Consider the following 22,200-nt stretch of genomic DNA (forward strand, 5'->3'; position numbering starts at 1 on the left):
GGGACCTTCTCCCCGCGCAGAGCGGGGAGAAGGCGGATCTGGCAAAGCCTGCGCTCCATCGTCCTTCGCCCCGCATGCGCGGGGAGAAGGTGGCGGCAGCCGGATGAGGGGCTGCAGGCACTTCAACTCCAAAGCATAGAGTTGCTCAAGCCTCACGCCGCCTTCGCCATCTCCTGCCTCAGTCCCGCGAACAGCTCGATCGAGCGCAGCCGCGCCTCGATGTCGTGGATCGGCGTGGAGACGATCACCTCGTCCGCTCTTGTGTCGGCAAGGAAGCGGGCGAGTTTGCGCGAGGCGGTTTCCGGCGAGCCGACAATGGCGTAGCGCAACGTATGTTCGACGCCGATCCGCTCCTGCTCCGACCAGATCCCGTCCATGGATTTCACCGGGCGCGGGAAGAGGGTGCGGTCGTTGCGGCGGAGATTGATGAATTGCTGCTGGGCCGAGGTGAAGAGATGGTTCGCCTCCTCGTCGGTCTCGGCGATGGCGCTCATGACGCCGACCATGGCGTAGGGACGGTCGAGTTGGGCAGAGGGCTGGAAGCGTTCGCGATAAATCTCCAACGCGCCCAGGAGATCGTCGGGCGCGAAATGCGAGGCGAAGGCGTAGGGCAGGCCGAGCATGCCGGCGAGATGGGCGCTGTAATGGCTCGACCCCAACAGCCAGAGCGGCACTTTCGCACCCGCGCCCGGCACGGCGAGAACGGTGCGCTCATCCGTGGGATCGGCGAGATAGGCCTGAAGCTCGAGCACATCCTGCGGATAGCCCTGGGCGCTCTGGTCGAGGTCGCGCCTCAGCGCGCGGGCGGTGCGCATGTCGGTGCCCGGCGCGCGGCCCAGTCCGAGATCGACGCGGCCGGGAAACAGCGCTTCCAGCGTGCCGAACTGTTCGGCGATCACCAAAGGCGAATGATTGGGCAGCATCACGCCGCCCGAGCCGATGCGGATGGTCTTGGTCGCCGCGCCGACATGGCCGATCAGCACGGCGGTCGCCGCGCTCGCCACCGCCGGCATGCCGTGATGTTCGGCCAGCCAATAGCGGTTATAGCCCAGATCCTCGGCGCGAATGGCCATGCGGCGGGTGTTGGCCAGCGCCTCCGACAGCGTGCCGCCTTCGGCGACGGTGGCGAGATCGAGGATGGAAAAGGGAATGGTCATGGTTCGGCTCCCTGTCAAAGCACCGAGATAGGGTGGAGGGGCGGGGCCTTCAACCTTGCCTCAACGACAAACGCCGCGCGAGGGGGCCGCGCGGCGCATCAAGTTTGGTCGAAAACGATCAGCCGGCGCGGCGCAACTCGCTGCGCGCCTCATCGGCTTCCAAGCGAAACTGGGCGATGCGACCGTCCATTTCGGAGGCTTCGCGCGCCAGCTGGTGAATCGCGGCGGTCGTTTCCTCCACCATGGCGGCGTTCTGCTGGGTCATGCCGTCGATGGCGCTCACCGAGGCCGAGATATGGCCGAGCGTTTCGGCCTCGTCGGCGGTCGCGGTCATGATCTCGGCGATGCGGCCGTTGATCTGGCCGACATAGCCGCCGATCGATTGCAGCGCCGCCCCGGCCTTTTCGACCAGTTCCACGCCCGTCTGCACGTCGAGCGTCGACTTGTTGAGAAGTTCGGTGATTTCCTTGGCGGCGCGGGCCGAGCGCTGGGCGAGCTCGCGCACTTCCTGGGCGACGACGGCGAAACCCTTGCCGCTTTCACCGGCCCGGGCCGCCTCGACGCCGGCGTTCAGCGCGAGAAGATTGGTCTGGAAGGCGATCTCGTCGATCACCGAGATGATCGAGTTGATCTGGGTCGACGAGTTCTGGATCGCCTCCATCGCCCTGACCGCGTTTTCCATGATATGGGCGGACTGCTCTGTCCCTGACGCCGCCTCGCGGGCGATGCGGGTGGCGTCGCCGGCCCGCGCCTTCTGCGCGTCGACCGAGCGGACGATCTGGTGAATGGCGGTGACGGTCTCGCTGACGGCGACCGACTGGCGCTCGGTGCGCTCGGCCAATTGGTCGGCGCCTTCGCGCATTTCGTCGGATCCGGCTCTCACGGCCAGCGAATTGCGGCGGATGGCCTGCAACGCATCGGCGAGCGTCGCCATCGAGGCGTTGAAATTCTGGCGCAGGCTGTCGAGCGACGGCGGGAAGCGCGCGTCGATCGCAAAGGCGATGTCGCCGCGGGACATGCGGGTAAGACCTTCGCCCAGCGCATCGACGACGTGTTGCAGCGTCGCTGCTTCGCGTTCCTGTTCGGCGAGGCGGCCGAGCCGCGCTTCTTCCTCGGTGCGTCTTGCGGCCTCCGCTTCGCTCTCCAGCGCCTGCTGGCGCACCAGCTTGTCGCGGAAGGAGACGAGCGCGCGCGACATTACGCCGATCTCGTCGGGTCGCTCCGCACCGTCGATGACGGCGCCCAGATGTCCGGCGGCGACGGTTTCGGTCGCATGGGCGAGCTTGACCAGCGGACGGAACATCCGGCCGAGGATCAGGCCGGCAAGCGCTGCGGCCGCGACCAACACGGCCAGCCCAAGGCCTGTCAATTGTTCCGCGACCGTGAACGAGCCCGCATCCAACTCCTGCGTCAGCACGCTCTCGGCCACATGGTAGCGGACCCCGTCGATCTCCATCGGCAAGGCGAAGCCCTTGGCGGGCCCGTCGGGACGGACGATGTCCCGGCCGAATTCGTCCAGGCCCGTCATCTCGTCGGCGGATAGTTTTCCGGCGGCGGCCAGGCGGCCATCGGAACCGCGGCCGATCACGTCTCCCGCGGCCGTGACGATGCTTGCCTGTTCGCTGCCGCCTTCGGCGATGGCCATCGACAGAACCGACGCCAGAACCTCGTCCTTGACCCTGAAGATGAACGTGCCGCGATGAGCGCCGAGATTGAGCAGCGGCGCCGCGAAATAGACGTCGGCCGCGCCGGTCTTGGCGTCGACGCCGATGCCGGAAAACAGCGGCGCGACGTCATCGGTCTGCGCCGTCTTCACGGCTTCCATGGTTTTCGCCTGCAGCGCGCCGAGACCCGTCGACGCCCAGGCGGCGTCGCCGAGATTGGCGGCGAAACTCTCGTCCTTCTTGTAGGAATAGACGACGTTGCCTTTGCCGTCGAGCATCAGCAGATCGGAGAAGGGGCTGGACGCCAGGAGCTTCTTGACCTCCGGCTGCAATTCTTCATGCGCCGAGAAATAATAGCCGCTGGGACCTTCCGGCTTCACCAGCTTTTCCCGCTCGCCGGCCGGGTTGGGGTTTTTGGCGACGAAGACGTCGCGCAGGGCGGCTGCGGCTTCGCCCGGCTTCTTGTCGAGCGTCTTCCAACCGCTCTTGAGATTGACCATGGATTTCTGCAGCGTTTCGATGGCGGCCAGCGCGCCGGCCTGATCACGGATCTGGGCGATGCGGCCTTGAAGCGTGGCGACCCGGAATTCCAGAATGCTGTGCATCGCCTTGGCCGATTGATCCACGAGGACCGAGCGTGTGCCGAAATAGCTGAGCGACACCAGCGCGCTCACCGAAACGATGATGAGCGCCACGAACAGGCCGACCACCTTCGCCTTCAACGATCGAAAAATTCGGGGCATCATCCGCCTTCACCTTTACCCATGTCGGACACCGCGAGCACGCCAGTGGTAGGACGACGGGTCATCGTGAAGATGTCCGTCTCGGACCGCAGCGGCGACGCGGAAACGCGCCTGATCATTTTTGTAACTATCCTACAGTTTGCCTAATTTCTTTAAGTTGACGTTAACAAATCACTTCGCCTGCGCGGCGAGTTCGAAAAGTGCAGGTCTGAGTTCCGCCAAAGCTTGCCGCTCCCTGTTTTCATCGGATGAAATATCGCCTATTGAGAACAAAAGGAGAAACATTGGATGAGCGCTTTGATTCGGATCATCGGCATCGATCCCGGCCTGCGTCGCACCGGCTGGGGCGTCATCGAGACGCTCGGCAACTCCCTGCGTTTCGTCGCGTCCGGCACGGTGACGTCGGACGACAAGGCGGACCTCGCCTCACGGCTCTGCCAGCTTCACGATGGTCTCGCCGACGTCGTCCATCTGCACCAACCCGATGAAGCCGCCGTCGAACAGACCTTCGTCAACAAGGACGCCACCGCGACGCTGAAGCTCGGCCAGGCCCGTGGCATCGCGATGCTGGTGCCTGCCCGCGCTGGCCTGCCGGTGGCCGAATACGCCCCGAACGCCGTCAAGAAGGCGGTGATCGGCGTTGGACATGGCGAAAAACAGCAAATTCACCTGATGCTGAAAGTCTTGATGCCCAAGGCGGTCTTCCAGGGAAACGACGCCGCCGACGCGCTGGCGATCGCCATCTGCCACGCCCACCATCTCGGCGGCGCGGCGAGCCGGCTGAAGGCGATGGCGAGGGCGGCGCTGTAGGTTTGTTCTTGACTTGTTCCGTGGTAAGAATATTCCTTACTCAAGGAGATCGCCATGCGAGTCACATCCAAAGGTCAGGTCACGATACCCCGCGATATTCGCGAACTGGTCGGCATCGAGCCCAACAGTGAAGTCATATTTTCCGTCGAAAGCGGCCGCGTCGTGCTGACGCCGAAGCACAGTCGCGAGCAGGTGGCGCAACAGCGGCGGCTCGCCGATTTCCTTGAGGTTCTGGATCGAATTGAAGGCACTGGGGATCAGGCGATCGATGGCGACGCCTTGATGGCGATGACCCGGGATCGCTGAGAATGGCTGTGCTCGTCGATACGAACGTCCTGGTCGATATCGCTGTGCGGGATCCTCAATGGCTCCCTTGGTCCCGTCGTCGACTGGCGGAAGCGCGTGGCGGGCTGCTGATCAATCCGGTTATCTATGCGGAATTTTCAGTGCGTTACGCCCGGCAGGAACAGGTCGACGCCGTCCTTCCCGAGACGGAGTTTATCCGAGAGAATCTTCCCTGGAGCGCAGCCTTCGCGGCAGGCGCCGCCTTCCGGAAGTATCGAGACGGCGGCGGAACGCGAGAACGGGTTCTCCCGGACTTCCTGATCGGCGCTCACGCCGTCATTTCGGGCCATCACATTCTGACGCGCGATCCAAAGGGCTATCGACGCTATTTTCCGACCGTGCCCCTCATCACGCCCGACACTCACCCCTAATCGCGGACAGCTATCATGATCGGAAAACTCAAAGGCGTGATCGAGGAAATCGGCGAAGACTATGTGCTCGTCGATGTTCATGGCGTCTGCTACGTCGCCCATTGCTCGGCCCGCACGCTGTCGCGCATCGGCTCCGTCGGTGAGGCGGTGGTGCTGTTCATCGAGACTTATGTGCGGGAAGACCAGCTCAAGCTGTTCGGCTTCATGAGCGGGCTCGAGCGCGAATGGTTCCGCATGCTGCAGATCGTCCAGGGCGTCGGCTCAAAGGTGGCGCTGGCGGTGCTCTCGACGCTCACGCCGTCGGAACTCGCCAACGCCATCGCGCTGCAGGACAAGACCACCATCTCCCGCGCGCCGGGGGTCGGACCCAAGGTCGCCGTGCGCATCCTCACCGAACTCAAGAGCAAGGCGCCGGCTTTCAGCGGCGACGCCGGCCAGTCGATCGGCCTCAAGCAGGAACTGGGCGAGGGCGTTGCACCGGCGCCGGTGGCCGACGCCGTCTCGGCGCTCACCAATCTCGGCTATTCGCGGGATCAGGCAGCCAGCGCCGTGGCTGCGGCGCTCAAGAACGGCGGCGAGGGGGCCGACAGCGCCAAGCTCATCCGCCTGGGCCTGAAGGAACTGGCGCGGTGATCCTTACTTGTGCTATTATTCCTTACATTGACGAATTCGCAAGGAAACTGTCATGTTGATCGTCCACAGCACGCTGACCTCCAAGGCTCAAACCACCATCCCTTCTGAAGTTCGGGATGCGCTCAACTTAAGGGTGGGGGACCGAATCAATTATTTCATTGATGGAGCGAGAGTTATGTTGCGGGTGAAGAACAAGCGCGCCGTCGATCTGGCCGGATTGCTGCATGATCCGGATCGCCCCGCGGTCGGCGTGGCTGATATTGAAACGTCTATTGCCGACGCCATCGCGGATGACGTGGCGGCATCGCGATGATCGGTCTTGACACCAATATCTTGTTGCGTTTGGTCCTCAAGGATGACCCGGTTCAAACCGAACTCGCGGTTAGGCTTGTTGCCGGCCTTTCGAAAGAAAACCCGGGCTATGTGAACTGCATCACTTTGCTGGAATTCACGTGGTACCTTCGCCGGCGTCTCAAACTTGAACGCCGACTGGTGGCGGATACGGTATTCAGCCTGTTGCAGGCTGAAGATCTTGTTTTTGAAGACGAGGAACTGATCGGAGCAGTCTTGATGAGGATGTCGGACACCAGCGTCGAGTTTGCCGACACCATAATTGCTCTACGGAACAAGCGCGACGGTTGTCCGACAACCCGCACCTTCGATACGGCTGCTGCACGGCAGTTGCCCGAAATGGAACTGCTGCAATGAGCGCCCCCAATACCCTCCTGTCTCCCGAAAAGCGCGGCGACGATCTCGACACCGCGCTTCGTCCGCAGTCGCTCGACGAGTTCACCGGCCAGGCGGAGGCGCGCGCCAATCTGAAGATCTTCATCGAGGCGGCGAAGAATCGCGGCGAGGCGCTCGATCACGTGCTGTTCGTCGGCCCGCCCGGGCTCGGCAAGACCACGCTCGCCCAGATCATGGCCAAGGAGTTGGGCGTCAATTTTCGCTCGACCTCGGGGCCCGTCATCGCCAAGGCCGGCGATCTCGCGGCCCTTCTGACCAATCTCGAAGAGCGGGATGTGCTGTTCATCGACGAAATCCACCGTCTCAATCCCGCGGTTGAGGAAATCCTCTATCCCGCCATGGAAGATTACCAGCTCGACCTGATCATCGGCGAGGGGCCGGCGGCGCGGTCGGTCAAGATCGACCTGTCGAAATTCACGCTGGTCGCCGCCACCACGCGCCTCGGCCTGCTCACCAATCCGCTCCGCGACCGGTTCGGCATTCCTGTCCGGCTGAATTTCTATACTGTCGAAGAGCTGGAACTGATCGTCAAGCGCGGCGCTCGCCTGATGGGTCTCGGCATGACCGACGACGGCGCGCGCGAGATCGCCCGCCGCGCCCGCGGCACGCCGCGCATCGCCGGCCGCCTGCTGCGCCGGGTGCGCGATTTCGCCGAAGTCGCCAAGGCCGAGGCCGTCACGCGCGAGATCGCCGATCGGGCGTTGACGCGGCTCGATGTCGACAGCATGGGCTTCGACCAGCTCGACCGCCGCTATCTCACCATGATCGCCGTCAATTTCGGCGGCGGCCCGGTCGGCGTCGAGACGATTTCCGCTGGTCTGTCGGAACCGCGCGACGCGATCGAAGACATCATTGAGCCCTATCTGATCCAGCAGGGCTTCATCCAGCGCACGCCGCGCGGCCGCGTGCTGACCGCGAATGCCTGGAAACATCTGGGGCTGACGCCGCCCGCCAATCTCGTCCAGACGCAGATCGGCCTGTTTCAGGACGACGACTGATGCTGCTGAGCCGCCGGGCCTTTCTGCGATGGGCGCTCGGCGGCGTCGCCGCCATGGCGGCCTTGGCCGGTTATCCCTTCGTGGAAGCCATGGCGTCGCCTCGCGCGGCGCGCTACCGACTGACGCCGAAGAGATGGACCTCCGGGCTCAAGCTCCACATCGTCGCGCTCGCCGATTTCCACGCCTGCGATCCCTGGATGACTGCGGATCGCATCAGGTCGATCTGCGATCGGGCCAATGCGCTGCAGCCCGACATCATCCTGCTTCTGGGTGATTATGTCAGCGGCATGAATCTCGTGCTCGGCGAGGTCCCCGCCGCAGACTGGTCTGCGGCGATGGCGGGACTGTCGGCCCCGCTCGGCGTGCACGCCACTCTCGGCAATCACGATTACTGGGAGGATCTGTCCTTCCAGCGCGATCCAAAGACCTCCACCATCGCCGAGAAGGCCTTGGCGGCCATCGGCGTTCAGGTCTATGTCAACCGCGCCGCGCGCATCGAGAAGGACGGTCTCGGCTTCTGGCTCGCCGGACTCGGCGATCAACTGGCGCTCCGGCCGGGAAAACGGTTCGGACGGACGGCATTCGCAGGCGTCGACGATCTGCCGTCGACCTTGTCGGGCGTCGCGACAGACGAGCCGGTGCTGCTGATGGCGCATGAGCCGGATATCTTCCATCGCGTCAACGGACGGGTCAGCCTGACGCTTTCAGGGCATACGCATGGCGGACAGATCAATCTGTTCGGCTGGCGGCCGGTATCGGCCTCTCGGGGATCGGCGCGCTATCCCGCCGGCCATTATCACGAAGGCGGACGCGATCTCATCGTGTCGCGCGGGCTCGGATGTTCGGCCCTGCCGCTGCGTGTCGGGTCATGGCCCGAAATCCTGTCGATCGAACTGGGTTGACCAGCCGCTCTGGCGGCGCGCATCCGCGAAATCGCCCTCTGCGCCGGCTCGTCGATGAACCTTGCCGCGAGATAGGCGGCGCCGATCGAGATAGCGGCCGCCACGCCGGTAAACACCGCGTTGTGGGCCGCGAGTTCCGGCCAGCCGAGGCCGAGCAGGCGACCGATCGGATAATGCAGGCAGTAGAGTGGATAGGAAAGCGATCCCAACAGCAGCGAGATCCTCGTCACGCCCCGGCCTGAGGGGCGACACATGGTGGCCAGCGCCACGAGCATAGGCATCACCACAAGCAGCGTCGGCGCGGTCAGGACGCCGCGGGCGGCGAAAGGATTGACGAGCGAAGCCAGGGCGATGGCGTAGAGGATCCAGGGATCCAGGAGAATGCGCGGAAGGCGCGGACGCAGCGCCTGCTCGATCGTCGCGCGCCAGCGATGGATCAGCATGCCCAGCGCAAATCCATAGGCGACGCGAAAAAAACCGCCAAGGAAACTGTCGAGGCTCCAGCCGATCGAGGGGTTGAAGCCGGTCTTGTCGCCATCGAGCCCGATCCAGAACCCCGCCGCGACAAAGCCGATCCAGCCGACCGCAGCGAGGATCGCCAGGCCGCGTCCCCTCAGACGGATCAGCCAGAACAGGCCCGCGCTCGCGACCATCTCGAAAAACAGCGACCAGGCCGGCGGATTGGCCGGGAAGATCGGCGACGAAAGCAGACCTCCCGTCGCCTCGCGCATGTGATCATGCGCCAGGTAGGGGAGGAAGAAGAGATTGGTCCACACGCTCGCCAGCGCGTCGCCGGCGCCGAGATCGGCGCGCCCGGGGGCGGCGATCGCCACGAGCCCCGCCGCTCCGAGCGTCAGGCCGATCAGAAACATCGGATAGAGGCGCACGACGCGCCGCAGCATCAAGCCGCCGAAGCTCAGCCCGTCGGCGAGACGCGCGCCATAGGCGTGGCTGAGCACGAAGCCGCTGAGGATGAAGAACAGATCGACCGCCAGGGAGCTCTGGGTGAAGGGAACGACCGGGTGACCGAGGATGCTGATCCGCTGCTGGGAAAAATGTCCGAACATCACGGCGATCGCCGCGACGCCGCGCAATCCGTCCAGCGTCTGGTAGCGCTGTTCGTCGGTGTTGAGGGGCATATGCGGCGTCTCCATCGATGCGTCGGTGCTTTAACGCGCGAGGAAATCGATCCGCAAAAAGAGCCGCTTCTCTGGTTAACGAAGTGGACGCGTCGCGCCGAATTGGCGCATCGACGCGTCCACTGATCTCAGGATCGTGTCAGACTGCGACGCGCTTGCCCGTTTTGACGCTTTCGAGCGCGGCGTCCGCCAGCTTCAGCGCGAGCAGGCCGTCCGCGCCGGTCGGGCTGATCGCCGCGCCCTGTTCGATCGCGGCGATGAAGCTGGCGATCTCGTTGGCATAGGCTTCGGTATAGCGGGTCATGAAGAAATCGTGCAACGGCGGGCGGGTGTAGCCTTGGCCGTTGGCGATTTCGATCGAGACCGGACGCTGGTTCTCGGCCGAGACGACGCCTTCGGAACCGTGCACTTCGATGCGCTGGTCGTAGCCGTATGTGGCGCGGCGGGAATTGGTGATCGCGGCCTGACGGCCCGACGCCGTTTCCAGGATCACCGTGGCGCTGTCGAAATCGCCGGCTTCGCCGATGGCCGGGTCGACGAGAACGGCGGCATGGGCCGAGACGGAGACGACTTCTTCGCCGAGCAGAAAGCGGGCCATGTCGAAGTCATGGATGGTCATGTCGCGGAAAATGCCGCCGGAGCGGGCAATGTAGTCGACCGGCGGCGCGCCGGGATCGCGCGAGGTGATGGTGACCATCTCGACCTTGCCGATCTTGCCGTCGTCGATCGCCTGCTTCACCGCCATGAAATGCGGGTCGAAGCGGCGGTTGAAGCCGACCATCAGCTTGGCGTTGGTGTCTTCCACCACTTTCAGGCAGGCCTCGACGCGGCCCGCATCGAGATCGACGGGCTTTTCGCAGAAGATCGCCTTGCCGGCGCGGGAAAAGCGCTCGATCAGGTCGGCATGGGTGTCGGTTGGGGTGCAGATCACCACGGCGTCGATGTCGTTGGCCGCCTCGATCTGGCTGATGGAGCGCACTTCGGCGCCATATTGCTGGGCGAGCGCGGTCGCCGCGTCGGCGAAAGCGTCGGCCACGGCCACGAGCTTGGCGTCGGCATTGCCGCTCACCGCCTTGGCGTGCACCTTGCCGATACGGCCCGCGCCCAAAACCCCGAATCTCACTGTCATTGTATTGCTCTTCCTCGTTTGCAGGCGCGCGTGGACCGGCTCGTTCGCCCCTGGCCCCGCTGCGCGAAATATCGGCGTGATGACTCCTCCGGCCAGCCAAACGCCTCGCTCCGACCGGTCGCGCCCTCTCCATATCAAAATGGAATGACCGGATCAATTCAGCGCCGGTGGAATAAATGTTCCGTCACGCCCGGCGGCGATACAGGCGTATCGCCCTTGCTCCCCGGGCTCGAACATGCGATTTGCGAAACCGTGAACTCGAACCGAGGCAACCATGGCGTCCGACAAGAACAAGCCGCCCTTCTACCTGGTCGACACGACGTCGGAATTCTACCGTCCCGCCGTCAGACGTTATGCGATCTGCGCATCCGTCGCCGTGTGGGCAGGGCTGGAAATCTATGCGTGGCAGCCCTTCTGGATGGTCATCGCCGTCGCGCTGGCGGCCTATTGCGTCTATACGCTGATCATCGCTTACAAGCCCCCGCAACAGGTTGCGGCCTCGCCTGCCGTGACGACCGATGACAGCGATGGCGGTGGCGATGGCGATGCGTCGGACTGATCGCTGACGCTCAGGCGAGGCGGGCCAGCGCCGCATCGATGAGCTGGTTGGCGATCATCATCCGCCGCGTCGCGGCGTCGCGATAGTCGGCTCCGACGCGATCCGGGTGATTGGCGAGCGCAAACTCCCGCCGTCTTTCGCGGATCTCCGCCGGTCCCAGGCATTGATCGAGGGCGAGATCCTCGCTGATCTCCGCATCCGAAAGGCGTGCGAGCCAGACTGGCGGCGCATCGAGCTTCGGCGGCGGCGCATAGCCGTCGAACAAGTCGGCCCAATCGCGCCTGGCGTCACTGAGCGCCGCAGAATCTTTCGCCTCTTCGGCCAGGCCGACGAATGAAACCCTCAACCCGCGCGGCGGTGTATAGGCCGCGCCGATCTCCTCGGCGGGCTCTTCGTCGCGATCCAATCCTTCGAGCACCGTCTCGAAGAGGCTGCGTCCAAAAACCGGCATCACGTCTCCTGTCGAACCTGTTCTGCCCCGGCTGGATGGATCGAGGCTGGCGCGGGGGGTCACAGGGGTTCGATATCCGCCACCCGGTTGCGCTCGCATTCGTCGAGGATCACGTCATGCAGCATCTTGGCCGAGGGCGGCAGGGCCCGGCCGCGTGCGGTGATCAGGCTGTAGGGCTTGAGATTGATGTCGAAATCGGTCTCCACGATGGCGATCCGGCCCATGCGGTTGCCGCTCCCCGCGATGAAGCGGGCCACGTCCTCGGCGATCGGGGCGATGGCGTCGGTCTCGGCGATCAGCGCCATGGTCAGCGTCACCGAAGGTGTGCTGACGACATTGGAGGGCAGCGGCAGGCCGCGCTCGATGAACATCACCTCCAGCGTCCTCCGGAGCAGCGAGCCCGGCGGCTGGAACACCCATTCGAGTTCGCTGAGTTCGGCCAGGCTCGCCGGCGCGGTCTCAAGCACCGGATGGCCGGCGCGAGCGACGATGCAGGCCTTTTCCAGGCCGAGCGGCCGGGCGTCGAACTGGCGCGGACTCATGTCGTCGGGCATGCGCCCCATGATGAAATCGTAGCGCGCCGACATCAGGTCGCGGGCCAGCGCGTTGCTGGTGTCCTGCTGGATGTTGATCTGGATGGAGGGATAGAGCGCCCGGACGCGGTTGATGGCCGGCACGGCGAGGCTGATGGCCGGCGCCGTCACCGAGCCGATATTCACCGATCCGCCATAGCCGGTCTTCAGTTCGGTGATCTCTCGATCGGCCTCGCGGATTTCGAGCAGGATGGCGCGGGCCCGGCGCGCCATGGCTTCGCCGAAGCGGGTCATCACCATGCCCTTGGCGACGCGATCGCACAAAGGGGCTTTGAGAATCGATTCGATTTCGTGCAACATGCGGGAAGCCGCAGGCTGTGATATCATCAACGCCTCGGCCGCCGCGCTGACCTGGCCGTGATCGGAGAGCGCGGAGATCAGTCTCAGGTGGTTGAGCTTCAGGCCGCTTTTGATGAGAGAATCGCTCTCTTTTTCAGCTTGATAGCGGTTTTTGAACGCTTCCGGGGCTGGCGCCTTGAAATTTCCACTATCGCTCATCCGACGTTTCCGATTGAAAAGTATGACTTTTTGTCAACTATATCACTTTTGATATGAGGCGCTATCACTATTCTATTTGACAGTTATATCGATTTAAGAGCAGTTTGCGCTCGAACGCAGGGGAGGGGAGTTGGAGGAGCGCCTCGGTCCGCTCCTTCCGTGATCGGTCGCGGAAGGCACGCCAGGGTGTTTGCCTATACCTCCCAGTGTTTCGCCGACAGCCGGCTTTGTTGGCTGTTTCATGAACCAGGGAGAGAACCTTTATGAAACTCATTACTTCGCTGCTCGCCGCAGCCGCCATGTCTGTCGCGACCTTCGTCGCCCCGGCATTCGCCGACAAGGGCGTGGTTGGCATCTCCATGCCGACGAAGACGTCCACCCGTTGGATCTCCGACGGCGAGACCATGGAGAAGCTGTTCAAGGAAGCCGGCTACACCCCGGACCTGCAGTTCGCCGACGACGACATTCCGAACCAGCTGTCGCAGATCGAAAACATGGTCACCAAGGGCGCGAAAGTGCTCGTGATCGGCGCCATCGACGGCACCACGCTGTCCGACATTCTGCAGAAGGCCCATGACGCCGGCGTCAAGGTCATCGCTTACGACCGCCTCATCCGCGATTCCGGCAATGTCGACTATTACGCCACCTTCGACAACTTCCAGGTCGGCGTTCTCCAGGCGACCTCGCTCGTCGAAGGCCTGAAGCTCGACGGCGCGACCGCTCCGAAGAATGTCGAACTGTTCGGCGGTTCGCCCGACGACAACAACGCCTTCTTCTTCTATGACGGCGCCATGTCGGTTCTGCAGCCGCTGATCGATTCCGGCAAGATCGTCGTCAAGTCCGGCCAGATGGGCATGGACCAGGTCGGCACGCTGCGTTGGGACGGCGCCGTCGCCCAGGCTCGCATGGAGAACCTGCTGTCCTCGACCTACACCGACGCCAAGGTCGACGGCGTTCTGTCGCCCTATGACGGCCTCTCCATCGGCATCATCTCCGCTCTGAAGGGCGTGGGCTACGGCTCCGGCGACATGCCGATGCCTGTCGTCACCGGTCAGGACGCCGAACTGCCGTCGGTGAAGTCCATTCTCGCCAACGAGCAGTACTCGACCGTGTTCAAGGACACCCGCGAACTCGCCAAGGTTGCTGTCGGCATGGTCGACGCCATCATGTCGGGCAAGGAGCCTGAGGTCAACGACACCAAGACCTACGACAACGGCGTCAAGGTCGTTCCGTCCTACCTCCTGAAGCCGGTCGCGGTCGACAAGACCAACGCCAAGGACGTCCTCGTCGGCGCCGGCTACTACACCGAAGACCAGATCAACAACTGATCCCGCGTCTGACGGTATTTGGGGTCCGCAGCTCTTGCGGACCCTTTCTCACATAGTATGGGACCCCTGAATGTCGCCCGGCCCGGCGCATCTCGCGTCTGTCTGGTGCTGGAAAAAGCAACATGGATAAAATCATTCTGGAAATGCGGGGCATCACCAAGACGTTTCCGGGCGTGAAAGCCCTGAACGACGTGAGCTTCAAGGTCCGCCAAGGCGAGATCCACGCGCTGGTTGGGGAGAACGGCGCTGGCAAGTCGACCCTTATGAAAGTGCTGAGCGGCGTCTATCCCGCAGGCACGTTCGACGGCGAAATTCTGTTCGATGGGGAGGCGCGCCGCTTCGGCAAGATCTCCGACAGCGAACATCTCGGCATCATCATCATTCACCAGGAACTGGCGCTCGTGCCGCTTCTGTCGATCGCGGAAAACATTTTCCTCGGCAACGAGATCGCCGAAAAGGGCGTGATCAACTGGCAGCAGACGTTTGCGCGCACCCAGGACCTGCTCGACAAGGTCGGTCTCAAGGAATCGCCCAGCACGCTGATCAACGATATCGGCGTCGGCAAGCAGCAGCTGGTGGAAATCGCCAAGGCGCTGTCCAAGAAGGTGCGGTTGCTGATCCTCGACGAGCCCACCGCTTCGCTCAACGAAAAGGATTCCGACGCGCTGCTCGAACTCCTCATGGAGTTCCGCCGTCAGGGGATGACCTCGATCATCATTTCCCACAAGCTCAACGAGATCCGCAAGGTCGCCGACCAGATCACCATTCTGCGCGATGGCGGAACCGTGGGCACGCTCGATTGTCACAAGGAAGACATCAGCGAGGATACGATCATCAAGGGCATGGTCGGCCGCGACATGGAGGATCGCTATCCGCCGCGCGACGTGCCGATCGGCGAGACGATCCTCGAGGTTAAGAACTGGAACGTCTATCACCAGAACCATCGCGACCGTAAATTCCTGCATGACGTCAATTTTAACGTCCGCGCCGGCGAAGTCGTCGGCATCGCCGGATTGATGGGCGCAGGGCGCACGGAAACGGCGATGAGCCTGTTCGGCCGTTCCTGGGGCCACAAGATCACCGGCGACGTGCTGATGCACGGCAAGGCGGTGGATGTGACAACCATTCCCAAGGCCATCGACGCCGGCCTCGCTTACGTGACCGAAGACCGCAAGCATCTCGGGCTCGTGCTGATCAACAACATCAAGGAAAACACCACGCTGGCCAATCTCGACGGCGTATCCTCGATGGGCGTGATCGACGACCGGCAGGAATCGAAGATCGCCACGGATTATCGCAGCAAGCTGCGCATCCGCTCGCATTCGATCTATCAGGAAACCGTGAACCTCTCGGGCGGCAACCAGCAGAAGGTCGTGCTGTCGAAATGGCTGTTCACCAATCCTGAAGTGCTGATCCTCGACGAGCCTACCCGCGGCATCGATGTCGGCGCGAAATACGAAATCTACTCCATCATCAATCAACTGGCGGCCGAGGGCAAAGGCATTCTGATGATCTCGTCGGAAATGCCTGAACTGCTCGGCACCTGCGACCGCATCTACGTCATGAACGAAGGACGCATCGTCGCCGAGCTTTCCAAGGCGGAAGCAAGCCAGGAATCCATCATGCGCGCGATCATGCGCTCCGGGGAGAAACACTAATGGTCTCGGAAAACAACACGACCACCGCATCCAACGAGGTGTCCTTCGGCGCCTATTTCCGCAAGAACATTCGCGAATACGGGCTTCTGATCGCGCTCGTCGTCATCATGCTGTTCTTTCAGGTCATCACCGGCGGCGTGCTGTTCCGCCCGGTCAACCTGACCAATCTCGTGCTGCAGAATTCGTTCATCGTCATCATGGCGCTGGGCATGCTGCTGATCATCGTCGCCGGTCATATCGACCTGTCGGTCGGCTCCATCGTCGCCTTCATCGGCGGCATATCCGCCATCATGCTGGTGAAGTGGCAGTTGAGCCCGATCATCGTGGTGCCGCTCTGCCTCATCATCGGCGGTCTCGTCGGCGCCGCCCAGGGCTACTGGGTCGCCTACCAGAAGATCCCGGCCTTCATCGTCACGCTGGCCGGCATGCTGGTGTTCCGCGGCCTGACCTATCTCGTGCTGCAGAACCGTCCCCTCGGCCCGTTCCCGAAGGATTTCCAGGTTCTCTCCACCGGCTTCATGCCCGATTTCTTCGGCTTTCTGGTCTCCGACCCCTCGACCAGCCTGATCAAGAACTGGTTCGCGCTGATCGTCGTCCTGGCCGCCGTCGCCTTCATGATCTATAGCGGCTTCCGCACCCGTTCGGTCAATGAGCAGCATGGCTCGCAAAACGAACCCTTCACCTTCTTCCTGGTGCAGATGGGCGTCACCGCGATCGTCGCTGTCTATCTCGGCTTCCAGCTGTCCACCTATAAGGGTCTGCCGAACGTGCTCGTCGTCATGGCGGTGCTGATCGGCCTCTATATGTTCGTGACCACGCGCTCGACCATCGGCCGCCGCATCTACGCCATGGGCGGCAACGAGAAGGCGGCCAAGCTCTCCGGCATCAACACCGAGCGGCTGACCTTCCTGACCTTCGTCAATATGGGCGCGCTCGCCGGTCTCGCCGGCATGATCATCGCCGCCCGCCTGAACTCGGCCACCCCGAAGGCCGGCGTCGGCATCGAGCTCGACGTCATCGCGGCCTGCTTCATCGGCGGCGCCTCGGCCTCCGGCGGCGTCGGCAAGATTACCGGAGCCGTGGTCGGCGCCTTCATCATGGGCGTGCTCAACAACGGCATGTCGATCATGGGCCTGTCGATCGATTACCAGCAGCTCGTCAAGGGCCTGGTGCTGCTCGCGGCCGTCTATTTCGACGTCTACAACAAGCGCAAGGGCTGAGCCCTTCGCCGATTTCCCGCCCGGACGGTCTTTATGCCCCGGGCGGGCCACCCCATATGAGATATGCTTGCGAAAGGAATAAATCGTGCTGATTTCGCAGATCAAGACTGAAGATGGCGACATGGCTGTGGTCGCCCGCGAACTGGGCGGCGAAGCCCGCATCGTCAAGGGCGCCGAAAGCGTCTACCGGCTCGCGATGCAGGCGGCGTCCGAGGGCAAGTCGTTGAAGGACGTGGTCCTTTCTTTCGGTTTTGCTAATGTTATCGATCTCATTCAGGTCCGCGACGAGAAGCGCTTCCTGCCGCCGATCACCCATCCCGATCCGGCGCACCTGCATCTGACCGGCACGGGCCTGACGCATCTCGGCTCGGCCGCCACTCGCGACGCCATGCACAAGAAGACGTCCGAAGCCGCCGAGGAAACCCTGACGGACTCGATGAAGATGTTCAAGATGGGCCTCGAGGGCGGCAAGCCGAAGGCGGGCGAAAAGGGCGTGCAGCCGGAATGGTTCTACAAGGGCAACGGCACCCAGGCCGTGTCTCCCGAACAGCCGCTGACCTCGCCCTCTTTCGCGCTCGATGGCGGCGAAGAGCCCGAAATGGCCGGCATCTATGTGATCGGCGAGGACGGCACGCCGTTCCGCGTCGGTTTCGCTGTCTCCAACGAGTTTTCCGACCACGTCACCGAGCGGATCAACTATCTCTACCTCGCCCATTCCAAGCTGCGTCAGGCCAGCTTCGGTCCGGAAATCCGCATCGGCGCGCCGCCGGAAGACATTCGCGGCACGTCGCGCATCCGCCGCGGCGATCAGGTGATCTTCGAGAAGCCCTTCCTGTCGGGCGAAGCGAACATGTCCCACACTTTCGCCAATCTCGAATATCACCATTTCAAATATGAGCTGTTCCGTCAGCCGGGCGAAGTGCATGTGCATATGTTCGGCACGGCCACGCTGTCCTTCGCCGAAGGTGTCAAGCCCGAGCCGGGCGACGTGTTCGAGATCGAAGCCCCGGATTTCGGCCTCGCGCTGCGCAACCCGCTGAAGATTGCGGACGAACAGCCCGTTTCCGTCCGCATTCTGTAATCGAAGGAGCCGTCGGCCCGTTGGGCTGCGCTCGAAAAGGAGACTATCGTCATGACATTGCACCAGAACCTTATCGCTGGCGAATGGGTCGGCGCCGAAGCCGTCGAGAATATCAACCCGTCCAACACCAATGAAGTGGTCGGTCACTATGCGTCGGGCAGCGCCGCCGACATGCAGGCCGCCATCGAAGCCGCCAAGGCGGCGTTTCCGGAATGGTCGCGCTCCGGCATCATGCAGCGCCACGCCATCCTGCGTAAAACATCCGACGAGATCCTCGCCCGCAAGGACGAACTGGGCGCATTGCTCGCCCGGGAAGAAGGCAAGACGCTGCCGGAGGCCATTGGCGAAGTCATGCGCGCCGCGCAGATTTTCGATTTCTTCGCCGGCGAAGCGCTGCGGCTGACCGGCGAATCCGTGCCGTCGGTGCGTCCGAACATCGGCGTCGAAATGACCCGCGATCCGCTCGGCGTCATCGGCATCATCACGCCCTGGAACTTTCCGATCGCCATTCCGGCCTGGAAGATCGCGCCGGCGCTCTGCTACGGCAATACGGTGGTGTTCAAGCCGGCCGAACTGGTCCCGGGCTGCGCCTGGGCGATCGTCGATATCTTGCACCGCGCCGGCCTGCCCAAGGGCGTGCTCAACCTGGTGATGGGCAAGGGTTCCGTGATCGGCCAGGTCATGCTGGACAGCCCGCTGCTGTCGGGCCTGACCTTTACCGGCTCCACCGGCACCGGCAAGCGCGTGGCGCTCGCCTCCATCGAGCATAACCGCAAGTTCCAGCTGGAAATGGGCGGCAAGAACCCCTTCGTCGTGCTCGACGACGCCGATCTCAACGTTGCCGTCGAAGCGGCGGCCAATTCGGGCTTCTTCTCCACCGGCCAGCGTTGCACGGCGTCCTCGCGCATCATCGTGACGGAAGGCATCCACGACAAGTTCGTCGCCGCGCTCACCGAACGTCTGAAGACGCTCGTGGTCGACGACGCCATGAAGACCGGCACCCATATCGGTCCGGTGGTCGACGCCCGCCAGCTCAAGACCGACACCGACTATATCGCCATCGGCCGGCAGGAAGGCGCCAATCTCGCATTCGGCGGCGACGTCATCGAACGCGAAAACCCGGGCTTCTATCTTCAGCCGACGCTGTTCACCGAAGCCACCAACGACATGCGCATCTCGCGCGAGGAAATCTTCGGACCGGTCGCGGCCGTCATCCGCGTCAAGGATTACGAAGAGGCGCTGCATGTCGCCAACGACACGATCTTCGGCCTGTCGTCGGGCATCGCCACCACCAGCCTCAAGCATGCGACGCATTTCAAGCGCAATGCGGAAGCCGGCATGGTGATGGTCAACCTGCCGACCGCCGGCGTCGATTTCCACGTGCCGTTCGGCGGTCGTAAGGCCTCGTCCTTCGGCAGCCGCGAACAGGGCAAATACGCCGCCGAATTCTTCACCTCCGTCAAGACAGCCTACACATTGGCTTGAGGACCGGTTTTCGGCAAAGGACGAGACGATGAAAAAGAAAGCTGAATGGCCGCGCAAACTGAGATCGCAGGAATGGTATGGCGGCACGAGCCGTGACGTCATCTACCATCGCGGCTGGATGAAGAATCAGGGCTATCCGCACGACCTGTTCGACGGTCGCCCCGTGATCGGCATCCTCAACACCTGGTCGGACATGACGCCTTGCAACGGGCATCTGCGCGAACTCGCCGAAAAGGTGAAGGCCGGCATCTGGGAAGCCGGCGGCTTCCCGATGGAAGTGCCGGTGTTCTCCGCGTCGGAAAACACCTTCCGTCCGACCGCGATGATGTATCGCAACCTGGCGGCGCTCTCGATTGAAGAGACCATCCGCGGCCAGCCGATGGATGGCTGCGTGCTGATGGTCGGCTGCGACAAGACCACGCCGTCGCTCTTGATGGCGGCGGCTTCGGTCGACCTGCCGTCGATCGTCGTCACCGGCGGTCCGATGCTCAACGGCTATTTCCGCGGCGAGCGCGTCGGCTCCGGCACGCATCTGTGGAAGTTCTCGGAAATGGTGAAGGCCGGCGAGATGACCCAGGCCGAGTTCCTGGAAGCGGAAGCCTCCATGAGCCGTTCCTCGGGCACCTGCAACACCATGGGCACCGCCTCGACCATGGCCTCCATGGCCGAAGCGCTCGGCATGGCGCTGTCGGGCAACGCCGCCATCCCCGGCGTCGATTCGCGCCGCAAGGTCATGGCGCAGCTCACCGGCCGCCGCATCGTGCAGATGGTCAAGGACGATCTCAAGCCGTCCGACATCATGACCAAGCAGGCCTTCGAGAACGCCATCCGCACCAATGCGGCCATCGGCGGCTCGACCAACGCGGTCATCCACCTGCTCGCCATGGCTGGCCGCGTCGGCATCGATCTGACGCTCGACGACTGGGACCGTTGCGGCCGCGACGTGCCCACCATCGTCAACCTGATGCCGTCGGGCAAATATCTCATGGAAGAGTTCTTCTATGCGGGCGGCCTGCCGGTGGTCCTGAAGCGTCTCGGCGAAGCCGGCCTGCTGCATAAGGATGCGCTGACCGTGTCGGGCGAAACCGTCTGGGACGAGGTCAAGGACGTCGTCAACTGGAACGAGGACGTCATCCTGCCGGCCGAGAAGGCGTTGACGCAGTCGGGCGGCATCGTCGTGGTGCGCGGCAATCTCGCGCCCAAAGGTGCGGTGCTTAAGCCTTCGGCGGCCACGCCGAGCCTGCTCGTCCATCGCGGCCGCGCCGTGGTGTTCGAGGATATCGATGACTACAAGGCCAAGATCAACGACGACAATCTCGACATCGACGAGACCTGCGTCATGGTCATGAAGAACTGCGGTCCCAAGGGCTATCCGGGCATGGCCGAAGTCGGCAATATGGGCTTGCCGCCCAAGGTGCTCAAGAAGGGCATCACCGACATGGTCCGCATCTCCGACGCCCGCATGTCCGGCACCGCCTATGGCACCGTGGTCCTGCACACCTCGCCGGAAGCCGCAGTCGGCGGCCCGCTGGCCGTGGTCCAGAATGGCGATTTCATCGAGCTCGATGTGCCGAACCGTCGCCTGCACCTCGATATTTCCGAGGAAGAGCTGGCGCGCCGTCTGGCCGAGTGGAAGCCGCACCACGAACTGCCGGAATCGGGCTATGCCTGGCTCCACCAGCAGCATGTGCAGGGCGCCGACACCGGCGCCGACCTCGACTTCCTCAAGGGATGTCGCGGCAGCGCGGTGGGCAAGGACAGCCACTGAGTTTTTCGATCTCGATAAAACGGCCCGGGCGGCAATGTCCGGGCCGTTTTGTGTCTCGATATTGCCTTTCGGCGCCAAGAGAATACATTGTGGTGGAACCGGGAGATGGCGATGAAGACGCGGCAAGTCGGATCCACGGAATTTAGGGATCATTGTCTGGAGTTGATCGAGGAGATCAACGAAACAAGAGACACGCTGATCGTGATTAAAAGCGGCAGGCCAGTCGCTTCAGTAGCGCCGCTTGCCGATATGCCTCCGCGCCGTTCATTTGTTGGGGCTTTGAAAGGCTCCGTCCTTCGTTACGACGACCCAGATTCCCCTGCGATCGAACCAGACGTCTGGAACGCCAATCGATGATCTTGCTCGATACCCATGTGCTTGTCTGGGGTGTTGAGGAAAGTGATCGTTTGGGACCATTGGCGCGCGCCGCCATCGACAGGGAATTGAGCGCCGCCGCCGTTAAGATCTCCGCGATAACACCGTGGGAAATAGCAATGTTGGCGGAAAGGGGCAGGCTGCTGTTGCGACAGGAGCTATTCGTCTGGTTGTCGGCGGTCCAAGGGCTCGACGGCTTGGAGCTTGTCGCTCTCACCCCGGAGATCGCCCTCGAAAGCGTGAGGCTGCCGGGGACCTTTCACGCCGATCCAGCCGATCGGATCATCGTTGCCAGTGCGCGTGTCCTCGACGCCACATTGATGACGGCAGATCGCGCGATTCTTTCCTATGCACAGGCCGGTCATGTGCGCGCGCTCGATGCCCGCCAATAAAAAAACCTCTTTCCCCTTGAAATTTTCCCCTGATTAACCATTTATTAATCAGGTTGTTGTGAAACTGTCATTACAGACGGTTACAGGAATTGCATCGAACGATCCGGCGACCACGGATGTACTGGCGCTGTCGATCGTTGGATGCCAGGGAAGG

At 62.9% G+C, this 22,200-nt stretch carries 23 protein-coding genes; 17 read left to right on the top strand and 6 right to left on the bottom strand.

All coding sequences use genetic code 11. From position 1 onward, the window contains the following. Positions 1 to 152 precede the first annotated feature (152 nt). Entirely contained in the window at positions 153 to 1,157 is a 1,005-nt protein-coding gene (locus OCK01_RS11080; protein WP_263823975.1) for an LLM class flavin-dependent oxidoreductase, read from the bottom strand. A gap of 118 nt (positions 1,158 to 1,275) precedes the next feature. Then, complete coding sequence (locus OCK01_RS11085; protein WP_263823976.1) at positions 1,276 to 3,564, bottom strand: methyl-accepting chemotaxis protein; 2,289 nt, start codon at positions 3,562 to 3,564, stop codon at positions 1,276 to 1,278. Positions 3,565 to 3,852: 288 nt separating this feature from the next. On the opposite strand from OCK01_RS11085, the gene ruvC reads away from it, so the two are divergent. From ruvC to OCK01_RS11125, 8 genes are read left to right on the top strand one after another with little or no spacing between them, the layout of a single operon-like run. Beyond that, the gene (gene ruvC / locus OCK01_RS11090) at positions 3,853 to 4,374 is read left to right on the top strand and encodes a crossover junction endodeoxyribonuclease RuvC (RefSeq protein ID WP_263823977.1); all 522 of its coding nucleotides are present in this window, start codon (positions 3,853 to 3,855) and stop codon (positions 4,372 to 4,374) included. A gap of 54 nt (positions 4,375 to 4,428) precedes the next feature. Continuing rightward, positions 4,429 to 4,680 (top strand): AbrB/MazE/SpoVT family DNA-binding domain-containing protein, encoded by a 252-nt coding sequence (locus OCK01_RS11095; RefSeq protein ID WP_263823978.1) that lies wholly within the window; start codon positions 4,429 to 4,431, stop codon positions 4,678 to 4,680. Between the two features lie 2 nt (positions 4,681 to 4,682). Then, positions 4,683 to 5,090, top strand: coding sequence for a type II toxin-antitoxin system VapC family toxin (locus OCK01_RS11100; RefSeq protein ID WP_263823979.1), 408 nt, complete (start codon positions 4,683 to 4,685; stop codon positions 5,088 to 5,090). A 15-nt stretch (positions 5,091 to 5,105) separates the two neighbouring features. Next, positions 5,106 to 5,723, top strand: coding sequence for a Holliday junction branch migration protein RuvA (gene ruvA / locus OCK01_RS11105; protein ID WP_137154884.1), 618 nt, complete (start codon positions 5,106 to 5,108; stop codon positions 5,721 to 5,723). A gap of 52 nt (positions 5,724 to 5,775) precedes the next feature. After that, positions 5,776 to 6,036 carry an AbrB/MazE/SpoVT family DNA-binding domain-containing protein gene (locus tag OCK01_RS11110; protein WP_182828542.1) on the top strand — a complete coding sequence of 87 codons (261 nt, stop codon included), beginning with the start codon at positions 5,776 to 5,778 and terminating at the stop codon, positions 6,034 to 6,036. Next, positions 6,033 to 6,431, top strand: a complete 399-nt coding sequence (locus tag OCK01_RS11115) for a PIN domain-containing protein (protein WP_263823980.1) — start codon at positions 6,033 to 6,035, stop codon at positions 6,429 to 6,431. Before OCK01_RS11110 ends, OCK01_RS11115 begins: the two co-directional genes overlap by 4 nt. Next, the gene (gene ruvB, locus OCK01_RS11120) at positions 6,428 to 7,468 is read left to right on the top strand and encodes a Holliday junction branch migration DNA helicase RuvB (protein ID WP_263823981.1); all 1,041 of its coding nucleotides are present in this window, start codon (positions 6,428 to 6,430) and stop codon (positions 7,466 to 7,468) included. Before OCK01_RS11115 ends, ruvB begins: the two co-directional genes overlap by 4 nt. Before the next feature lie 2 nt (positions 7,469 to 7,470). Continuing rightward, positions 7,471 to 8,370, top strand: a complete 900-nt coding sequence (locus tag OCK01_RS11125) for a metallophosphoesterase (protein ID WP_263824027.1) — start codon at positions 7,471 to 7,473, stop codon at positions 8,368 to 8,370. Here OCK01_RS11125 and OCK01_RS11130 read toward each other — a convergent pair. Next, positions 8,265 to 9,509: an acyltransferase family protein gene (locus OCK01_RS11130; protein WP_263823982.1), complete on the bottom strand. Its 1,245-nt coding sequence runs from the start codon at positions 9,507 to 9,509 to the stop codon at positions 8,265 to 8,267. The genes OCK01_RS11125 and OCK01_RS11130 overlap by 106 nt on opposite strands. 139 nt (positions 9,510 to 9,648) lie before the next feature. Continuing rightward, complete coding sequence (gene iolG, locus OCK01_RS11135; protein WP_263823983.1) at positions 9,649 to 10,638, bottom strand: inositol 2-dehydrogenase; 990 nt, start codon at positions 10,636 to 10,638, stop codon at positions 9,649 to 9,651. Between the two features lie 274 nt (positions 10,639 to 10,912). Here iolG and OCK01_RS11140 point away from each other — a divergent pair, with 274 nt between their 5' ends. Continuing rightward, positions 10,913 to 11,197: a hypothetical protein gene (locus tag OCK01_RS11140; protein WP_263823984.1), complete on the top strand. Its 285-nt coding sequence runs from the start codon at positions 10,913 to 10,915 to the stop codon at positions 11,195 to 11,197. Positions 11,198 to 11,207: 10 nt separating this feature from the next. Here the strand turns inward: OCK01_RS11140 and OCK01_RS11145 are convergent, their stop codons facing one another. Together OCK01_RS11145 and OCK01_RS11150 are read right to left on the bottom strand one after the other, a co-directional pair. Then, positions 11,208 to 11,648, bottom strand: a complete 441-nt coding sequence (locus OCK01_RS11145; protein ID WP_263823985.1) for a hypothetical protein — start codon at positions 11,646 to 11,648, stop codon at positions 11,208 to 11,210. 59 nt (positions 11,649 to 11,707) lie between these two features. Beyond that, positions 11,708 to 12,739 carry a LysR substrate-binding domain-containing protein gene (locus tag OCK01_RS11150; protein WP_182828548.1) on the bottom strand — a complete coding sequence of 344 codons (1,032 nt, stop codon included), beginning with the start codon at positions 12,737 to 12,739 and terminating at the stop codon, positions 11,708 to 11,710. A 263-nt stretch (positions 12,740 to 13,002) separates the two neighbouring features. Here OCK01_RS11150 and chvE point away from each other — a divergent pair, with 263 nt between their 5' ends. From chvE to OCK01_RS11190, 8 genes are all read left to right on the top strand, one after another. Next, on the top strand, positions 13,003 to 14,067 hold the full coding sequence (gene chvE, locus OCK01_RS11155) for a multiple monosaccharide ABC transporter substrate-binding protein (protein ID WP_263823986.1): 1,065 nt from the start codon (positions 13,003 to 13,005) through the stop codon (positions 14,065 to 14,067). A 122-nt stretch (positions 14,068 to 14,189) separates the two neighbouring features. Further along, the gene (gene mmsA, locus OCK01_RS11160; RefSeq protein ID WP_182828550.1) at positions 14,190 to 15,725 is read left to right on the top strand and encodes a multiple monosaccharide ABC transporter ATP-binding protein; all 1,536 of its coding nucleotides are present in this window, start codon (positions 14,190 to 14,192) and stop codon (positions 15,723 to 15,725) included. Continuing rightward, positions 15,725 to 16,945, top strand: a complete 1,221-nt coding sequence (mmsB, locus tag OCK01_RS11165; RefSeq protein WP_182828551.1) for a multiple monosaccharide ABC transporter permease — start codon at positions 15,725 to 15,727, stop codon at positions 16,943 to 16,945. Before mmsA ends, mmsB begins: the two co-directional genes overlap by 1 nt. Before the next feature lie 85 nt (positions 16,946 to 17,030). Continuing rightward, positions 17,031 to 18,026 (top strand): AraD1 family protein, encoded by a 996-nt coding sequence (gene araD1 / locus OCK01_RS11170; protein ID WP_263823987.1) that lies wholly within the window; start codon positions 17,031 to 17,033, stop codon positions 18,024 to 18,026. A gap of 51 nt (positions 18,027 to 18,077) precedes the next feature. Beyond that, positions 18,078 to 19,511, top strand: coding sequence for an aldehyde dehydrogenase family protein (locus tag OCK01_RS11175; protein ID WP_263823988.1), 1,434 nt, complete (start codon positions 18,078 to 18,080; stop codon positions 19,509 to 19,511). A gap of 28 nt (positions 19,512 to 19,539) precedes the next feature. Continuing rightward, the gene (araD, locus tag OCK01_RS11180) at positions 19,540 to 21,279 is read left to right on the top strand and encodes an L-arabinonate dehydratase (protein ID WP_263823989.1); all 1,740 of its coding nucleotides are present in this window, start codon (positions 19,540 to 19,542) and stop codon (positions 21,277 to 21,279) included. A gap of 105 nt (positions 21,280 to 21,384) precedes the next feature. Next, positions 21,385 to 21,636, top strand: coding sequence for a type II toxin-antitoxin system Phd/YefM family antitoxin (locus OCK01_RS11185; RefSeq protein WP_263823990.1), 252 nt, complete (start codon positions 21,385 to 21,387; stop codon positions 21,634 to 21,636). Next, a complete protein-coding gene (locus OCK01_RS11190; protein ID WP_263823991.1) occupies positions 21,633 to 22,046 on the top strand; it encodes a type II toxin-antitoxin system VapC family toxin in 414 nt (137 codons plus the stop codon). Before OCK01_RS11185 ends, OCK01_RS11190 begins: the two co-directional genes overlap by 4 nt. Positions 22,047 to 22,200 lie beyond the last annotated feature (154 nt).

The sequence above is a fragment of the Rhizobium sp. TRM95796 genome (assembly GCF_025779995.1).
GTDB lineage: Bacteria > Pseudomonadota > Alphaproteobacteria > Rhizobiales > Rhizobiaceae > Rhizobium_E.